Source organism: Mesorhizobium sanjuanii, from assembly GCF_002529485.1.
GTDB classification, from domain to species: Bacteria; Pseudomonadota; Alphaproteobacteria; order Rhizobiales; family Rhizobiaceae; genus Mesorhizobium; species Mesorhizobium sanjuanii.
The window spans coordinates 1-17285 of record NZ_NWQG01000114.1 but is presented as its reverse complement, the minus strand read 5'-3'; the positions used below and the strand labels follow the sequence as shown (position 1 = coordinate 17285).

Here is a 17285-nt window from a genome sequence, read left to right as displayed (position 1 = left end):
CAACACGACGCCGCAGCTGCGCGGCTGGTGTAGGCGGACGGACGCCGATGCTCCGGACAGATGCAACAGGTTCTCTCCGGCACCGGGCAATGGCGAAGCGGCTTGCAGCATAATCACGTCCGCGAATCAAACAGTTTGCGCGAGGCAAGATTGCGTTGTGTCGCCCGAAATCCCAACATACAAGGCGAATATGATGGATGTCACGCAACCACGCAATGCCGGCACGGACTCGCACGAGCAAGCCTTGGACCTCACGCGGGGAATTGCTGCCTATGTCAACTGCCCTCTCGTGGCAGGGCTGGCGCGCGTCATCGCCAAGCATCCGAAGGCCGATATCGCCAACGCCTTCAACCACAAGCAGGTCGCCTGCAAGATGTGGGCGCTCGATCGGCTGTTCGAAAGCTGCGGCGGCCGGTTCGGGCGCATATGGATTCTGGGTGGATGGTACGGCGTATTGCCGGCAATGCTATTCAACGACGCCCGCTTCGACATCGCGGCAGTCGATAGCATCGACATCGATCCCGAAGTCGCGCCGGTCGCCCGGACCCTCAACCGGGAAGCCGGCGACCGGTTCCGGGCGCTGACGGCAGATATGTACGCACTCGACTATGCGGCCGGGCGGCCCGACCTTGTGGTCAATACGAGCTGCGAGCACATAGCCGACCTGCGCGCCTGGCTTGCTCTGCTTCCGAGTGGCACGAATGTACTGCTGCAATCGAACGACTATTTCAGCGAGCCGACGCACATCAACTGCGTGGCTTCACTTGCAGCCTTCGAGGCAATGGCGGCGCTACCGGAGGTGCGCTTCTCCGGCGAACTGCCGACAAAGAATTATACGCGCTTCATGCTGATTGGAACTGTTTAACGCATTTTCGCCCAAAAGTGCGTAGCGGTTTGGGACAACGACATGCATAAAAACAAGGACTTGAGGCGCGTCGCATGAATCTCACCAGACGCGACGCGCGTCAGGATCTATCGTCTGTTTGATCATGAACCTTTCCGAAACCGCGCCCCACCTTTTAGGGACCATGTTCTATACCGCTCGCGCAGGATTTGCGCCGACCGCCGTGCGCCGTCCAGATCGAGACGATGCGCGGAAGGCGGCGGTCCTGCCAGCGCCTGTTCGATCGCTTGCGCCAAACCTTCAGGCGTCAGGTTCTTTTCCATCAGCACCGTTGCAAGACCGAGTTCTTCGAGCATCAGGGCGCGAAACGTCTGCTCGGTTTCCCCGCCGGCTGCAAATGGAACGAGCAGGGAGCGACAGCCCGCGCGCAGGACATCGCAGACCGTGTTGTAACCCGCCTGCGAGACTGACAGGCGGGCGCCGGTCAGCAGGCTGGCGAAATCCTCGCGGAACCGGAAGATGGACAGGCCCGGCGCAGCATCGCATGCGATCGCGTCAAACTCGTCCTTCGGCAGGTTTGGTCCGGTGATCAAACACCATTTCCAAGCGTTGTTGGCATTCCGTGCCGCTGCGATGGTGGAACTGACAAGGCTCTTTCCGGCAGCCCCGCCGCCAACCGACACCAGAACGTCGAAGCGCTCGGAGGCCGGGGCTGGTGGCGGCGCGGCAACCAGCCCTGTGTAGGTGACCTCGGCCCTGATCGCCGCAGCCAGTGGGAATGTTTTGTCGATGGTTGCGAAAGACGGATCGCCGTGGACCATAACAAGGTCGAAATGCCGGTTGATCAGATCGATCGTTTCCTCGTTTCGGCCCGGCTTGACGCGTTCCTGGAGGATATCACGCACGGACGTCGCCAGCAGCGGTCTGGGCGACGTCGCGTCGATGGCCTCGATCAGCGGTAAGAGTTCGAAACGCATCTGCCGGCGCCCAAATGGAAACGCCTCGACAATGACGATATCAGGCCTGCAATCCCGGAATGCGTGCAGCAGCATCTCTGAACGCGATTTCTTGAAATCATCGTCGATGGGTTTGCCCTGCAGGTCGACAAGTCCGGAAAATCCTTCATCACCGGAGGTGACGGGGGGCAGGGTTACAGATTTTACACTCGGTCCCGGAAACCCCGCGATGGGCGCTCCGCCGGTCACGACGGTTACGTCAAACCCGTCATCGACTAGAGCCGCCGCAATGCGGCTGGCGCGCGCGAGATGGCCGATACCGAGCAGGTGCTGGACATAGAAGAAAGCGCGCAGCCGCTTCATTCGGCGGCCCGCCACTCCCGCTCGAACAGTTCCTTGAGCTGTCCAATGCTTGCCATATGATCGAAATTGCCGCGCACGCGCCGCTCTGCGGCGTCTCCGAGGCGGGCGCGTAGCACGGGATCACGGATCAGGCGCTCCAGCGCTTGTGCCAGGGCAATTGGGTCTTCCGTCGGAACCAGCAGCCCGGTTTCATCCGGCGATAAAAGCTCCGGCACACCGGAAATATCGGTCGACACGCAGGCAAGCCGCTGGCTAGCCGCCTCCACCAGAACATTCGGCAGACCGTCCCGGTCCCCATTTGCAGTGATCCTGCAGGCCAGGGCGAAAATGTCGGCGCCTCGGTAGTGCGCAAGCACCTCCTCCTGCGCAAGCGCGCCTTCCCAAGAGACGCGACCATCCAGTCCGAGCTTTTGCGCCAGCGCCTTGAGCCGTTCCAGTTCTTCGCCGCCGCCGATGTGCTCGAAACGCCACGCCAGATCACCAGGCAAGAGGGCAAGGGCCTCCAGCAAGGTATCGTAACCTTTCTTTTCAACGGCGCGCCCAACACTCACAACGATAACCGGTTCGTCCGGCGCCGAGCCGTCATGCTGCTTTCGCGCCTCGCCGAAACTGCCGAAGCGATCAAGGTCGAGCCCATGATAGCTCAGATGCACAGACGAGTTGCCGTTAGCGAGTTCTTTCAGACGGTCGAAGCCGGTTTTCGTGCAAGTGACCGTCCAGCGCGCCGAGGCAAGCTTGCCAGCCAGATCCCAGTCCGCCGAAGTCCAGATGTCTTTGGCATGGGCCGAGCAGCTCCAGGGCAGGCCACGAAGCTGGCTGGCATAGCGCGTCACCGATGCCGGCGTGTGCGCGAAATGTGCATGCAACCAGCCCGCGTCTTCCGGCCATTCGGCCGCCAGCACAAGCGCTTGCCCGAAGCGGCGCGCGCGATTGCGCGTAAAGTCGCGGGGGATATCGGCCGCCAGTGATCCGAGAGCGCGCCAGAAGCCCGGCCGCAGCAGATAAGCGAACAGCGAGCGGGCCACGCGCAGCGGCTCTTCATGCAGATATTCCGGCAGATAATGGACGGGCGCTTTGATCTCGTCATGCACGGGGTGGCGTTTTGCGTCGGTCGGCCGCCTGAGCGCGACGAGTACCAGGTCGAAACCCGCACGCTCCAGGCCGAGCAGTTCCTGCGCGATGAAGGTTTCCGACAGCCGTGGATAGCCCTTCAGAACCACGACGATCTTGCGACGTTGCAATTCAGTTCATGCCTTCGATGACCGAAAGGTGATGGCCGGCCCGCCGTTCGAGCAGTTCCGCGACGATCTCGGATATATGAGGCAGCCCTTCCAGCGTCAGATGCGGATTGCTCTGCGATGGGCGGGGCCGGTCCGGCAGCGCCTCCAGGGCATCGGCAAACCGCTGGGTATCCTCGGCTTCTTCCGGCAAAAGCATCTCGACGAGGCCGAGTTCGGCCGCGCGCCGCGCGCGGATCAGTTGTTCCTCGCGGGGCTTGACGCGCGGCACGATCAGCGCCGGCTTGTCGAAAGACAGTATCTCGCAATAGGTGTTGTAACCCCCCATCGCCACCACCGCCTTGGCGCCGGCAATAAGCTCTTCCATGCGGTTATCGAACTCGATCATCTTGATATAGGGGATCTTGGACCCCTTCTTGAGCAACTTGTTGCGCTTGCGCGCCGGCATGTAAGGCCCAAGCACGATCAGCGCCCTATGCCGCAAGTGCGGATCCTGCTGATAGGCATCGATGACGTTGTGGATCAAGTCCCCGCCGTCACCGCCACCACCGGTGGTAACGAGGATATAGTCGCCCTCGGGCCGGTGGCCGGGCAACTCGTTCTTCTGCAGGCTCCGTTGCAGGAAACCGACGAACTTCATCTTTGCCCTGACAGCGGGCGGGACATCCAAGCCGGTCAACGGGTCGTAGAAATCCGGCGGACCATAGGCCCAGACCTTGTCGTAGAACAGGCCTATCTTGCGCATAACATCCCTGCGTGCCCACTCAGCTTCGAGCAGATGCGGCGCGTCCATCACCTCGCGCAAGCCTAGCACGAGCGTGGTGCCCCGCGTCTTGAGGTAGGACAGAGTGTCTTCGATTTCACCACGCAGGCCGAGCGGTTCCTTGTCGACGATGAAGATATCCGGCCGGAAGGTCTCGGCTGTGTGGCGGATGATCGACTGGCGCATCCTCAGCGTCTCATGAAGATCGATATCCTTCTCCAGCGAGGTGTATTCGCCGTTGCGCAACTTGATGACGCTGGGGATCTTCACGAAGTCGACACGGGCGCGGTAGTCGAAGGCGCCAGCGATAGTCGCACCCGAAATGATGAGAACCTGAAGTCCGCGGAAATCCTCGACCAGCGAATGCGCGATCGTCCGGCAGCGCTGCAAGTGGCCGAGCCCGAACGTGTCGTGGCTGTACATGAGAATTCGAGCGTTTTGTACGTGCTGGGTCATTGTTGAACGTCTTTTAGAATTCTCGCCTTGAGGACCATGGGCGACCCCGCACGAAACCATCCTCGCGGGCTATCGGCCTGTTTTGAAACATGGGGGCGCAATTTACAATCCGTATTACCCAAGAGTGTCCAAGGATGACGCTCTTCTTAATAGTGCCTTCAAGCTGATCGTCATTCGCTATGGAAGCCATCCCTCTTGATTTCCAATAAGCTCCGGTCTCTCCGAGCTCCTTTGGCTTTGGAGCGGTGAAGGCGAATGCCATACACCTAATTGCTTTATCGGCATACGAAAGGACAAGGTCGCCGGACGGCGCATATTGCTATAGAACTCACTTCACTCCCCATTGCTCTCGGTCTGGAGGACCAAAGGTGCTGCTCATCAATATCTTGAGAGGCGGTCTGATTATGATTCACCCCCAGAACTGAGCCATCTATCGCCAGGCTAGCCGGAAATTCGGCAGGAATCGAGTGGATACGAGCGCTCACAACACGCAACCTGCAATAGGGTGTGTGCAACACCGGCTGCTTGTCGATCGCTGACTGCTGGCTCCTGGAATGCCAGGATCGATTCCATTTCTCATAGTGAGCGCTCCGGTGCCGAGGCCAGCGGAATCCGGACCAGTTCCCTGGATTAGTGTTCCCCCGTTGGTACATGAGCCTATCGACCGGATCAATTCCGACGCGGCCGCTTCCCTCTCGCGCGTGGCTTTTTGCGACAGCGCCGCGTTCGACGAGGTATTTCGCCGCGATTTGCATCTGGAGCATGAGATCGGCGACACTTTCTGGGTCGCTCGTTGTGAAGGCGCCCGACAGCGACGCCGTCCACGATAATCGTTGTCAGGATTGGGCGCATTCGCTTGGCCCACGCCTCTTCAATCCGCGAACTCCGAGAGTTCCCGGTTAAAGCGGTCTGGATCCTCGATGAATGGAGTGCCCCACGCCCTCGTGGGCCGCGAAATCCTTGAAACCATGTCCGGTCACAATGCAGACCACGGTATCAGTTGATCCAATCGTGCCGTTCATGAACAGATCCCGGGCCGCGGCAAGAGAGGCCGCCGCCGTCGGCTCGCAGAACAAACCGGCCTTGCGCGCCAGGTCGATCATCGCCTCGCGAATGCGCTCATCGCCGACGGCATACGCAACGCCCTTGCTTGCGCGGACAAGCGAAAGCGTCAGACTGCCTTCCTCGGGATAGGCCTGCAACGGGTCCGAAATGCCGGAAGCGATCGTGTTGGGGTTCTCCCAGCCGGCAACGTCGATCTTTCCGTCCTTGAAGGCCCTCGCTATTGGAGCACAGCCTTCGGACTGCGCGGCGATCAGACGCGGCACTTCGCCAGCCCTGTCCATGAAGCCCTGAAAGACGCCTTTGACCAGCGGCCCGGAACTTGTCGGGATGGCGATCCAGTCGGGCACGATGCGTCCCATCTGCTCATGGAGTTCCTGCCCGACCAGCCGCAAGGCATCCACGCCATAAGGATTGAGATAGGTCGCGGTCAGATTTGCATAGCCGGTCTCGGCGCAGAGTCGCTTGGCGTGCTCAAACGAGTTTCCGTAATGGCCGGGCACCTGCTCAAGCCCGGCGCCATAGGCGGCAATCTGCGCCAGCTTGCCACGCGGGGTCGCGTCCGGGCAGACGATGATAGCGGGAATTCCCGCATTCGCGGCATAGCAGGCGGCGGCAGCGCCGGCGTTGCCGCTCGACGCGCTGACGATACCCGTCGCGCCAAGCGCGATCGCCCGGCTCAACGACGCCGCCACGAGGCGATCCTTGAAGGAGCCGGATGGATTGCGGGTTTCGTCCTTCACCAAAAGCCGCCCTTTGAAGCCGGCATGGAGGAGATCGGATCTCAGTTCCCGAAGCGGCGTGCCGCCCTCTCCAAGCGTAATGTCATCCGCGACGAAGTCGGCCCTGAGCCAGCCGCGGCTCTCCGGTTTTTGACGTACAACCTCCAATATGCCGCCGCAGTCGGGGCAGCGGTAGACCAGTGTTGGCGCCAGGGTGGCATCGCAGGCGATGCAGCGCAGGCCCAGGTCCTGGGGCTTCGTTTCGGTTCTCAGAGGAGCAGCAAGCGTCATTGCATCATTCCGCGCGCCGCAACAGGAAAGACGCATTCGACCCGCTTGCCGCGCATGCCGACATACCAGTCGTAGCGGTCGACCGTTGGGTCGCAATGTCCCGGAATGAGGCGCAGCGTTTCGCCGATGGCAAGGCTGCCGGGATCCGAACGCAGGACGAGCGAACCGTGCTCATCGGATGCGCCGACATAGTCGATATCCTGTCTGGCGTGGATAAGAGGAAGCCCGCTGTCGACGGCAATCCCCTTGTGGCCGCAATCCAGAACCGCGATGCCGTGACGGGCGGCACTCATCACAGTGCTCAACACAAACAACGATTGTTCGAAATCGGGAGCGGGACGATTTCGTGCATAGTCGGCATCCATGAACACATAGGAGCCGGTCTGCAACTCGTTGTAGACGCCGCTGGCTGCCTCGTGGGCAAAGGTGCCCGTGCCTGCGCCGCCAACGACAGCGCATTCAAGCTTTTGCTTCCTGATTGCGGCGACCGTATCCGCCGTTCGCGCCGCAGCCTGGCCGATCGCGTCGCGCCGTTCCTGTTCGGTGCGCAGGTGCTGGGCGCGCCCTTGATAGGATTGCAGGCCGCCGAACACCAGATGGCGGCTTCTCGCTATGCGTACCGCCAGTGCCGTGGCCGGCTCGCCGGGCTCCACGCCGCAGCGGCCGCCGCTGACGTCGATCTCGACCAGCACGGTCAACCGCGTGGCGAAGGATTCGGCAACGGCCTCGATCTCGTCGACCACAGCCGCGCTATCGGCACAAAGCGAAATCTTCGACATCCTGGTCAGCGCGGCCAGACGCGCCAGCTTGCGGGAAGAAACGACCTCGTTCGAAACGAGGATGTCGCTGACGCCGCCCCAGGCAAGAACCTCGGCTTCCGCAGTTTTTTGCACGCACTGGCCGATGGCCCCCCTGGCGATCTGCCAATGCGCGATGATGGGGGACTTGTGGGTTTTCGCGTGAGCGCGCAACCGCACCCCCGCATCGCGGCAGAATGCGGCCATGCGGTCGAGATTGCCTTCCATTGCATCGAGGTCGATGATGAGGGCAGGGGTATCGATATCGGCTTCGCTCATTCCGGGCTCGGCAGGGGGGCGTTGGAGCATTTTGTCTTTCTCTGATCCGCACGACCCCGGTTACGGCCATTTTCGGCGGGGGCCTCGATGGCTTTACCGGGCTTGCGATGGACTACCCGCGTCGTCCGCGTCAGGCGGCTATCGACGACCGCGTCTGCTGTGACAGGGTTTCGAAATTGTCGCGGATATAGGCCGCGGCACGCAAGGCGAGCGCCGAGATGGTCGCCGTCGGATTGACGACACCGCCGGTCGCCAGCACGCTCCCATCGACGATGAAAAGGTTGGGAACCTCCCAGGTCTGATTCCACCGGTTGACGACGGATGTCGCCGGGTCGCTGCCCATGCGGCAGGTGCCGATCATATGCCAGGCGGGTGTACGATAAACGCCGTCCTTGTCGCGATAGTCATGCAGCCGATATTCGAAAGCGCCGCAGGCCTTTGCAAGCTCCTCGAGGCGATCGAGCATGTAGTTCATCATGCGCTTGTCGTTTTCACCTGGCGCATAATGGGTCTTCGCCGCTGGCACGCCGTCGGTATCCTTCAGCACAGGATCCAGCGTCACGCGATTTTCCGGATTGGGCAGATCGTCGCCAATGGCGAAAACGCCGATGGAATGGCCGAAGTGACGCTCGAACCATGAATGATGGTCGCGGCCCCATGGCGCGCGGGCCGGCGTGAACCAGCCGGCCGCAAGCTCTCCCGCCGAGGGCGTGGAGGTGATGCAGTTGAAATTGAAACCGTTGACGAAACCGCGCGACACGTCGGTTTCGGCGAACTGCCGCGACAGCAGGGATGCGACGTATCCGATATGACCATCGACCGGCTCGTCGACCCACATTTCGCAGGCAACCAGCGTGTGGTGCAGGAGATAGCGTCCGACCTGATCGTTGGCGTTGGCAAGATTGTCGGACGCAAGAAGGAGCCGTGGCGTTCCGATGCCGTTCGCAGCCACGATAACCAGTTTCGCTTTCTGGAAATGCTGCTTCCCGGTGTTGCGGTCGACATAGAGAGCGCCGCTTGCGCGACCGCCCGGGTCTTTCTCGATTTTCAGCACACGGGCGTTGATGCGCAGTTCGCAGCCTGCATTCAATGCCTTCGGCCAGATGGACAGCGAATATTTGCTCATCGATCCGCGCGGGCAGCCGTTGCAGGTGCCGCAATTGTTGCAGGCCGGTCGGCCGTCATAATCCTCCGAGATCGCCGCGGCCTCGACGGGCCACCAGTGCCAGTCAAGCGCATCGAAACCGGCAGCAAGGCGCTTCGCCACCTTGGACACAGGCATTGGCGGGGTCGGGCAGCGGTCTCGTGGAGGCATGGCCGGATCGCCGGCAAGTCCCGACACGCCGACGAGCTTGTCGGCCTGCTCGTAGAAGGGCGCGATATCCTCATAGGTGAGCGGCCAGTCCGGCTGAAGACCATGCTCCGTGCCCTTGCGGAAATCGGAGGGACGGTAGCGTGGCCAGATTGCACCATAGACGTTGGTCGACCCGCCGACGGCGTTCCACATCAGGATTTGCGAGGAGTCCGAATTGACGGGGAAATCGTCCGGATGGCTGCGCTTGTTGACGTCCGGGCTCCAGTTGGTCCGGCGCTGCCACGACCAGTCGGCATGGAGATGCGGGTGATCTTGCGCTTCCACCCAGGAACCCTGTTCCAGGCAGACGACATCGAGACCGGCTTCCGCCAATGTCAGCGCCGCCAGGGATCCCGTTGCGCCGGCACCCACGATCAACACATCACAGATGCGCTCTGTCGTCATTTTTTCACTCCCCAGCGATCTGTCTTTACCGTATCCAGCCCGAGCGACGACGTATCGACGGGCCTGACGTTTTCAGTTTTCAGGTAATGGCCGCGCCGATGGGCAGGCGGATCCCGGTTGAAATCGAAGGGCGCCATGTCATAGCCGGTCACATGCGGCCGGTATGAGTACGGACGCCCCGTGTTTCGAATGGCTTCAATGACGAAGGGCGTTTCGTAATACGCAAGCGTCACCGCCGCGTAGATCTTGTCGAAAAGCTCCGTGTCGGCTTCTTCGAAGGCCTTGACGGCGGCGATGCGGGTTTCGCCATCGGCGCTTGAAAGGCCGTCCTTTTCCCAGCCGAGCAGATCGGCCAGTGCCGTAATCCGCTCATCGCTCCAGTCCGCGAAGAGGCGCATCGCGACGATGCCGTGCACACCGGCCTCGGATGCGGAGGGCCATCCCTCGTCGCCGGGGATCAGTTCATCGACAAGAGCGCGGATCAATCGTGTTCTCTCGGGTGGAGAAAGCGGCGAATTGCGTTCGCCGGCAAAGGCAAGCGATTGGGGGCTCATGCCGCACCTGCCTTTTTATCCATCGTGACCGTTATCATCTTCAGTTCCGTCATGGCTTCCATCGTGTGCACGCCGCCGAGCCGGCCGATGCCGCTCCTGGTGCCGGTCCCGCCGCCGAAGGGCAGGTGAATTTCCCACCAGGTGCTGCCGGCATTGACGTTGACGATCCCGGCGGGGATCGCCTTGGCGATCGAAACACCTCGCGCCACATCCGCCGTGAAGACGCCGACCGACAGGCCATAGTCGCTGTCGAGCGCCAGATCGAGCGCTTCGGCCTCGTCCTTGAACGCGAGAACGGGCACGACAGGACCGAAAGTCTCCTCCCGGTTGATTTTCATCTCGCGTGTGACGCCGGCGATGATCGTCGGTTCAAAAAAAAGTCCGCTGCCGAGATCGGGGCGCGGCTTGCCGCCATAAAGCACCTTGGCGCCTTGAGCGACGGCGTCATCGACATGCTCCTTGACCTTGGCCGCGACCTTGGCGTTGTTCAGCGGCCCCATGGTGGTTCCCTGATGGAAGGGATCGCCGAGCACATGTTTTTTGGCATGGGCGACAAGTTTCTGGCACAGGCTTTCGGCAATCGACTGATGCGCGAGAACACGCCCCGTCGCGGCGCAGACCTGACCGGCATTGAAGAATGCGCCTCCGGCCGCGGCAGCGGCGGCCGCGTCAAGATCGGCATCCTCGAAAACGATCACGGGGCCATTGCCGCCCAGTTCCAGGAGCAGCGGCTTGCCGGCGCCGCGCTCGGCGATTTTCCTGCCGGTCGCCGCACTCCCGGTAAAGCCGATGGCCGCCACGTCGGGATGAACCACGACGGCGTCGCCCGCGGTTGCGCCCTCGCCGATGACCAGATTGATGACGCCGGCTGGAAGACCGGCGCTGTCGATTGCCTCCATCAAGGCACAGGCGACCAGCGAGGTGGAAGGAGCGGGGACCCAGACGATGGTGTTGCCGCTTGCAATGCCCGGAGCCAGATATTCCACGGGGATGTTGACCGGAAAATTCCACGGGGTGATGACGCCATAAACGCCACGCGGCTGGCGGATCGTCATGACGAGCTTCGTCGGATCCTCGGCGGGCAGGGTCTGGCCGCCCATTTGCTTGACGAGTTCGGATGCCAGCCGGAAGCCGTCGGCGGCCTTGCCGACCTCACCCATGGCCTCTGCAAGAACCTTGCCTTGCTCGGCCGAGAGGATACGCGCGATCTTTTCCTGAGCGGCGTCGATTGCCGAGGCGATGGCAACGCAGATCGCTGCGCGCTTGAAAACCGGCATGTCGGCCCATGCCGGCGCGGCGGTTTTTGCCGCGGCGACAGCCCGTTGTGCCGTCTCGCGGCTTGATCGCGGGAGCTGGGCAATGGTCTCTCCGGTTGCCGGATTGACCGCCGCCATGGTCTCCGGCTCCGTCTGCCATTCGCCGCCTATGAAATTCGCCGGCGCGTCTTTCATTGCGTAGCCACTGTCCATTTTCAGATCTCCCTATTCAGCCGCTGCTGCGAGCGTTTGATCGTCGGTACCGATATCCTGGCCGGCAATGACCAGACCGGCGGCAAAGATACGTTCAGGCGCGACGACGATCTCGCCACGCGTGTCTTCAAGGGAAAACGCGCCGCTGCGCAATTCGAGGATGCTCGCATCCCCGGCCGAGCCGATCTTGAACGTTCCAAGCTCAGGGCGCCGCAATGCCTTGGCCGCATTGACGGTCGAGGCTGCGATGATGTCGTTGATCGACATGCCGAGCGTCAGGAATTTCGAAAGCGTCGTGACCTGGTCGTAGGCCGGGCCTTCGATGCACAGCGCATGGACATCGGAGGAGATGGTGTCCGGCTGGAAACCTTGCGCCATCATTGCGCGCGCGGACTTCCACGAGAAGGAGCCCATCCCGTGGCCGATATCGAAAAGAACGCCGCGTTGCCTTGCCTCGAGGATTTCCGGCTTGATCTTGCCCCTGCCGTCGACGGGTGCATTGGGGAAGGGTCGGAAACAATGGGTCAGCACGTCACCGGCGCGCAGGCGCGAGACAACGGCCTCGTAAGATGGCGGCGGCTCATCGATATGGGCCATCAGCGGCAGGCCCGTCTCATCCGCGACCTGCAGGGCGACATCGAGAGGCTGGATACCGGCGGGCCCGGAAGCATGGCGCCCGATGCGCACCTTCACGCCGATGATGACGTCGCGGTTGGCGTTGATGATCTCGACCGCTTCACGGCCCGCAAGAAGCCGCATGTCATGGCTTTCGCCGATCATGAAATTCTTTGCGAACCCATAGATGCCGGCGAAGGAGATATGCAGATAGACGAGGATGCGGGCGGTGCTGCGCTCGATCACATGCTTGCGAAATCCCGGAAAATTTCCCGGTCCCGCACTTCCTGTATCGACGCAGGTCGAAACCGCGCTCTTTCGGGCAAACGCGTCGGGGTCCACGCCAAGCGACGTCCCGCCCCAGTAGACATGCGTGTGCAGATCGATCAGGCCAGGCGTCACGATCAAGCCGGAGACGTTTCGTTCTTGCGTGCCGGAAAGACCGTCCCCAAGCGCGGCGATCTTTCCGCCGGCGAAGGCGACGTCGGTGATGCGGTCGATGCCCTGGGAAGGATCGATCACACGGCCATTTTTTAAAACGAGCTCATACGGCATGAATTCGGCTTTCGGTTTCCAAGAATTGCTGGTTGATACGGGTGCCGCCGTCCGCGGCGAAATAACGAACGGCGTCCGCTCGCGCGCTAAGGATGACGCTTTGGCCGGCAGACAGGCCGGATGCGTCGCTACAGGTTGCCCGGACGACGTGCCCGGCGATCGAAACGTCGAGGAACTGGAAGGGCCCGGCCGGCTCGATGAGCACAAGCTCGCCGGACAGCGTCAGGCCGCCATTGCCGCGAGCCGCGGGCTTCAGGTCATGTGGACGCACGCCGAGGATCTGATCGGAACTGCCGCCACACAGATTGGCAGGCAAGAAATTCATTTGCGGGCTGCCGATGAACCCGGCAACGAACTGGTTGGCGGGAGCCGAATAGACCTCCATCGGTGGCGCGAACTGCTGCACGACGCCGTCCTTCATCACGGCGATCCGGTCGGACAGCACCATGGCCTCCTCCTGATCGTGGGTGACGAAGATGACGGTAATGCCGAGCGCTTTCTGGAGGCGTCGGATCTCGGTGCGCATGCGCACGCGCAGCGAGGCATCGAGATTGGAAAGAGGCTCGTCCATTAGAAGGACCGAGGGGTTTCTGACGATCGCGCGGCCAACGGCGACGCGCTGGCGCTGGCCGCCGGAGAGCGCTGCCGGCGGTCTGTCGAGAAGGGCCTCGATGCCCAGAACATCGGCGGCCCAGGCAACCTGCTTGCCCACGGTCGCTTCGTCCAGCTTCTGCTGGCGCAATGGAAAGGCGATATTCTCGCGCACCGTCATGTGCGGATAGAGCGCGTAATCCTGGAAGACCAGGGCGATGTTGCGTTCGCGCGGTCCGAGATCCGAAATCTCCCTGTTGTCGAAGCGGATGGATCCCTCGTCGATATCTTCCAGGCCGGCGATGCAAAACAGCAAAGTCGATTTCCCGCATCCCGACGGTCCGAGGAAGGAGATGAACTCGCCATCGTTGATCGAGAGATCGAGCCCTTTCAAAACAGCCATCGTCCCGAACCGCTTGTTGAGGCCGGCAATTTCGATCGATGCCATGCTCGAAGCTCCTTTCAGCCCTTGACCGCGCCGGAAAGCGCACCCTGGACGAGGTAACGTTGGAAGAAGAAGGCGACCGCCACGGGCGGCAGGATGGCAAGCACGCTGGCCGCAAAAAGCGGCCCATACTCATAGAAGCGTGCCTGGTTGAGAAAGCCCGCGATGACGACCGGGATTGTCTGCGTCTTGGGGGTCGAGGTCAGGATCATGGCAAAGAGAAACTCGTTCCAGGATACCAGGAAGCAGAAGATCAGCGCCGCGACGATAGCCGGCCGCACCACAGGCACCAGAACCTTGAGGAACATCGTCCAGCGGCTGCAGCCATCGATCTGTGCCGCGCGCTCCAGGCTGAGGGGCACGGTCTCGAAACTGGTCTTCATCATCCAGGCGGCAAGCGGCATCAGGATCGTCGAATATGCGATCGCCAGACCGAGATGGGTGTCGATGAGTCCGAGCGTCCGGAAGATGACAAAGAACGGCAGAACCAGCGTCAGCGCAGGAACCATACGCGTCAGAAGAAGCGCCCAGAGGCTGACGGCAAAGAAACGATGTCCGGCGTAGCGGGCAAAACCGTAGCCGGCCAAGGTGCCGAGCGCGACATTGACGACGGAGACGACGATGCCGATGCCGAAACTGTTGAGCAGGGACAACGGCACGCGTGCGGCCTGCACGCTGGTTGTGCCCTGGGCCATGAGCACGGACCGATAGTTCTCGAAGGTGAGCGTCGAGGGCACGACGGAAGGAGGCGTTCGGATCAGGTCGGTGGCTGGCGACAGGCTGATCAGGATCAGCGCGGCGACAGGCAGGAAAGACCAGACAAAGATGGCAGCAACGGCAAGCGCGAACAGAAACTTGCCCGTGTTGCGCGTGGCAATCGGGCCCATCAGCCTCTTCGGCTTCCACTCCGGCAAGACGACCATCGGGGGCCGCGGGCGGCTGGCCGTCTGCGGTCCTGGAGCGGCCATCGCCGGCGCCGTCATTCTGGCTTTCCTCGGGCTGAGGAAGGCGAAATAGGCGATCGCGAATGCAAGGCTGAGAAACGTCAGCACGTAAAGAAGGGCGGCCCCTTCGCCGAACTTCAGGAACTGGAAGGATTGCATATAGCCGAGCCAGGACAGCGTGGTTGTCGCCGCGCCCGGACCGCCGCGCGTCATGATCCAGATGATGTCGAAGGCCAGGAACGCATTGATGGTGGAGATGATGGTGGAGAAAAGCAGCGTCGGCTTGAGCCAGGGCAGCGTGATCGAGAAGAAGCGCTTGACCGGTCCCGCGCCGTCGAGAATGGCTGCGCGATGCAGGTTGCCCGGCATGGATTGCAGGCTGGAAAGGAGCATCAGCGTCGTCAGCGGCGTCTGGTTCCAGACCTGGGTCAACGCCACGAGGTTGAGGGCGCGGAAGCCCTCTCCGAACCATGCCCGTCCCCATGAACCCAGGCCTATGTCGTTGAGAAAGCCGTTCAACAGGCCGAAATTGCCGGCATAGATGAAGGACCACAGAACCCCTATCGACACCGGCGCCATGGCCCAGGGAATGAGGACCACACTGCGCAGGAAGCCGCGGCCGGCAAATCGCTGGTTTAAAACGAGTGCGATCAGTGTTCCCAGTACGGTCGTCCCGACGACCGCAATCGCCGAGAAATAAAGCGTGCGGCCGAGCGCATACCAGAAGTCCTGGTTCTGGAAGATCTTCGTATAATTGGCGAAGCCAACGAAAATCCATCGCTTGGTGATCGGATTGGTGATGTTGAAGGACAAATAGAGACTGTAGAGGAGCGGCAGGCCGACGATCAGGACCATCAGGGTCAGTGTCGGGGCGACGGAGACATAAGCAAAGGCCGGAAGGCTGATCCTGCGGCGGCGCTGGTGTGCCCGTGGCTCGATCCTCTGCGTCGGCAGCAGCGTCGTTGTCATGGCGTCCTCGCACATCATCCGGGCCAGATCGCTGGCAATGCAGCCTCTGGCGATGTCGTTGGAGGTTGATACGGACGGGGCAGCCGGCCCCGACGACCGGCTGCCCCGAATGCCTTACTGATACTGGGCCTTCAGCTCGGAAGCCTTGGCCGCAAGCGACGCCACCAGCTGGTCGGTCGAGCTGCCCGAACGGATGTATTCCTGGACCTGCTGCATCATGAACATATCCCATTCCGGGAACCAGATCGCCTTGCCGATGGCGCGTGACGTCGCCATGCCGAGCTGTTTGGCCGAAATATCGAGGTCGCGCCATTTCGAGAAACTGGCGACGATCTCGGGATCCTGCATGACCTCCTTGTAGCCCGAGCCGAGGCCGAACTCGAGCGCCCAGCGCTTGATCACATGGTACTGGCCATCCTTGGCTTTGCCGCCGAAGAACTGGAGCAGATTCCACACGCGTTCCTCATCGACGGGTTGCGAGCCCATGAGATAGGCCGCCGTCCAGGCCATGGTCGAGCGGGTCGCCCCCGGCATGATCGCGTTGCGCACTTTTCCCGCGATCTTGGAAACGGCGGGATCATTGGCAACCTTGTGGTTGTAATCATGCACGACCATGAATGTGTGGCGGCCGGAGGCATAGCTGGGCACGCCTTCGCCGGGCAAAGTCATGATGTCCTCGACGACCAGCTTTTCCTTGTAGAAAGTCTGGTTGATCTCGAGGATCTTGCGCAAGGCCGGCTCGTCGACGAAGTTCCCATCGGCGTCGAAGACCTTGGCGCCTTCGGAATACCATGCCGCGAACATATACCAGGACATATCAGGCCATTGTTGCTGCCACATCGCGTGGAAGGGCGCCTCGGATACACCATCCTTCTTGAGCTTGCGGCAGACCTCAAGGACGGCGTCCCAGGTTTCCGGCGCCTGAACCCCGGCCTTTGCGAGATGCTCCTCATTGTAGAGGAAGGTGTTGTAGCCGGCGTAATAGGGGAGCCCGCATAGCGGCCCGCCATTTGGCAGCGAAAGCGACTCCACGCTGACCGGGAACATGCCGGCCTTGATATCGGCAACGCCCGGCAGGCTCTCGATGTCGCGGATCCAGTTAGCCGCGTGCCAGCGGGCGATGTAATTCTCCTCGGAATACAGCATGTCGATATGCTGACCGCCGGTGAGTTTCGTCTCCGCCACGGGGTGGTAGTCGCCTGATACGAGTTCGTAATTCACGTTCTCGTCGTAGAGTTTCATGAACGACTTGACATTCTCTTCGACGATCTGCGGCTGGTACTGCCAGCCAACGAAGCTGATCGGTGTGGAGGGCGCCGCGAAAGCGCGTGATCCCATCATCGCCGCAGCGGATAACCCCGCAGCGCCTTGCAGTATCTGTCTTCTGGACAGCAGGTGTCGTTCCAGCGAAGAAATCATGCTAGTTCCCCAATTGTTATAGCTTTTTTGATTTCGGCCAACCGGCTGTGCCGGCAGATAACTTTCGGTATCTCCGGCCTCGAAGACGAAGTGTAAGGCCGGTTAAGCTCGTGCTGTGGGGTAACTATGCAAAATTTTTTGGAGCTGTCCAACAAAATTTTTATTTTCGGATCATTTATCCGCCATTTTTGAGC

General features: G+C 61.4%; 14 protein-coding genes. 1 reads left to right on the top strand and 13 read right to left on the bottom strand.

Going from position 1 to position 17285, the window contains the following annotated elements; translation table 11 throughout:
• The first annotated feature begins 193 nt into the window (after positions 1–193).
• On the top strand, positions 194–865 hold the full coding sequence (locus tag CN311_RS18185; protein WP_097575154.1) for a class I SAM-dependent methyltransferase: 672 nt from the start codon (positions 194–196) through the stop codon (positions 863–865).
• A gap of 122 nt (positions 866–987) precedes the next feature.
• On the opposite strand, the gene CN311_RS18180 is transcribed toward CN311_RS18185, so the two are convergent.
• The 13 genes from CN311_RS18180 to CN311_RS33000 all read right to left on the bottom strand — a co-directional run.
• The gene (locus tag CN311_RS18180; RefSeq protein WP_097575153.1) at positions 988–2163 is read right to left on the bottom strand and encodes a glycosyltransferase family protein; all 1176 of its coding nucleotides are present in this window, start codon (positions 2161–2163) and stop codon (positions 988–990) included.
• On the bottom strand, positions 2160–3404 hold the full coding sequence (locus CN311_RS18175) for a glycosyltransferase family 4 protein (protein ID WP_097575129.1): 1245 nt from the start codon (positions 3402–3404) through the stop codon (positions 2160–2162). Before CN311_RS18175 ends, CN311_RS18180 begins: the two co-directional genes overlap by 4 nt.
• A gap of 1 nt (position 3405) precedes the next feature.
• Complete coding sequence (locus tag CN311_RS18170) at positions 3406–4620, bottom strand: glycosyltransferase family protein (protein ID WP_097575128.1); 1215 nt, start codon at positions 4618–4620, stop codon at positions 3406–3408.
• Between the two features lie 899 nt (positions 4621–5519).
• Positions 5520–6695, bottom strand: coding sequence for a pyridoxal-phosphate dependent enzyme (locus tag CN311_RS18165; RefSeq protein WP_097575127.1), 1176 nt, complete (start codon positions 6693–6695; stop codon positions 5520–5522).
• Complete coding sequence (locus CN311_RS18160) at positions 6692–7801, bottom strand: DSD1 family PLP-dependent enzyme (protein WP_097575126.1); 1110 nt, start codon at positions 7799–7801, stop codon at positions 6692–6694. The genes CN311_RS18165 and CN311_RS18160 overlap by 4 nt, the downstream gene beginning before the upstream one ends.
• Positions 7802–7901: 100 nt before the next feature.
• On the bottom strand, positions 7902–9530 hold the full coding sequence (locus CN311_RS18155) for a GMC family oxidoreductase (protein ID WP_097575125.1): 1629 nt from the start codon (positions 9528–9530) through the stop codon (positions 7902–7904).
• Positions 9527–9946, bottom strand: coding sequence for a hypothetical protein (locus CN311_RS18150; protein WP_133117212.1), 420 nt, complete (start codon positions 9944–9946; stop codon positions 9527–9529). The genes CN311_RS18155 and CN311_RS18150 overlap by 4 nt, the downstream gene beginning before the upstream one ends.
• 134 nt (positions 9947–10080) lie before the next feature.
• Entirely contained in the window at positions 10081–11553 is a 1473-nt protein-coding gene (locus CN311_RS18145; RefSeq protein ID WP_097575123.1) for an aldehyde dehydrogenase family protein, read from the bottom strand.
• A gap of 12 nt (positions 11554–11565) precedes the next feature.
• Positions 11566–12723 (bottom strand): amidohydrolase/deacetylase family metallohydrolase, encoded by a 1158-nt coding sequence (locus CN311_RS18140; protein WP_097575122.1) that lies wholly within the window; start codon positions 12721–12723, stop codon positions 11566–11568.
• Positions 12713–13762, bottom strand: a complete 1050-nt coding sequence (locus CN311_RS18135; protein WP_097575121.1) for an ABC transporter ATP-binding protein — start codon at positions 13760–13762, stop codon at positions 12713–12715. Before CN311_RS18135 ends, CN311_RS18140 begins: the two co-directional genes overlap by 11 nt.
• 14 nt (positions 13763–13776) lie before the next feature.
• Positions 13777–15672, bottom strand: a complete 1896-nt coding sequence (locus CN311_RS18130; protein ID WP_097575152.1) for an ABC transporter permease — start codon at positions 15670–15672, stop codon at positions 13777–13779.
• Positions 15673–15786: 114 nt separating this feature from the next.
• Positions 15787–17091: an ABC transporter substrate-binding protein gene (locus CN311_RS18125; protein WP_097575120.1), complete on the bottom strand. Its 1305-nt coding sequence runs from the start codon at positions 17089–17091 to the stop codon at positions 15787–15789.
• On the bottom strand, positions 17088–17285 hold a 198-nt coding region (locus tag CN311_RS33000), incomplete at its 5' end, for a hypothetical protein (protein WP_208866526.1). The genes CN311_RS33000 and CN311_RS18125, both read right to left, overlap by 4 nt.

Bases quoted from the DNA above. Each gene is read 5' to 3' on its own strand.
- CN311_RS18160 (WP_097575126.1), bottom strand. From the start codon at position 7,801: ATGCTCCAACGCCCCCCTGCCGAGCCCGGAATGAGCGAAGCCGATATC.
- CN311_RS18185 (WP_097575154.1), top strand. From the start codon at position 194: ATGGATGTCACGCAACCACGCAATGCCGGCACGGACTCGCACGAGCAA.
- CN311_RS18145 (WP_097575123.1), bottom strand. From the start codon at position 11,553: ATGGACAGTGGCTACGCAATGAAAGACGCGCCGGCGAATTTCATAGGC.
- CN311_RS18180 (WP_097575153.1), bottom strand. From the start codon at position 2,163: ATGAAGCGGCTGCGCGCTTTCTTCTATGTCCAGCACCTGCTCGGTATC.
- CN311_RS18135 (WP_097575121.1), bottom strand. From the start codon at position 13,762: ATGGCATCGATCGAAATTGCCGGCCTCAACAAGCGGTTCGGGACGATG.
- CN311_RS18140 (WP_097575122.1), bottom strand. From the start codon at position 12,723: ATGCCGTATGAGCTCGTTTTAAAAAATGGCCGTGTGATCGATCCTTCC.
- CN311_RS18165 (WP_097575127.1), bottom strand. From the start codon at position 6,695: ATGACGCTTGCTGCTCCTCTGAGAACCGAAACGAAGCCCCAGGACCTG.
- CN311_RS18130 (WP_097575152.1), bottom strand. From the start codon at position 15,672: ATGACAACGACGCTGCTGCCGACGCAGAGGATCGAGCCACGGGCACAC.
- CN311_RS18155 (WP_097575125.1), bottom strand. From the start codon at position 9,530: ATGACGACAGAGCGCATCTGTGATGTGTTGATCGTGGGTGCCGGCGCA.
- CN311_RS18170 (WP_097575128.1), bottom strand. From the start codon at position 4,620: ATGACCCAGCACGTACAAAACGCTCGAATTCTCATGTACAGCCACGAC.
- CN311_RS18125 (WP_097575120.1), bottom strand. From the start codon at position 17,091: ATGATTTCTTCGCTGGAACGACACCTGCTGTCCAGAAGACAGATACTG.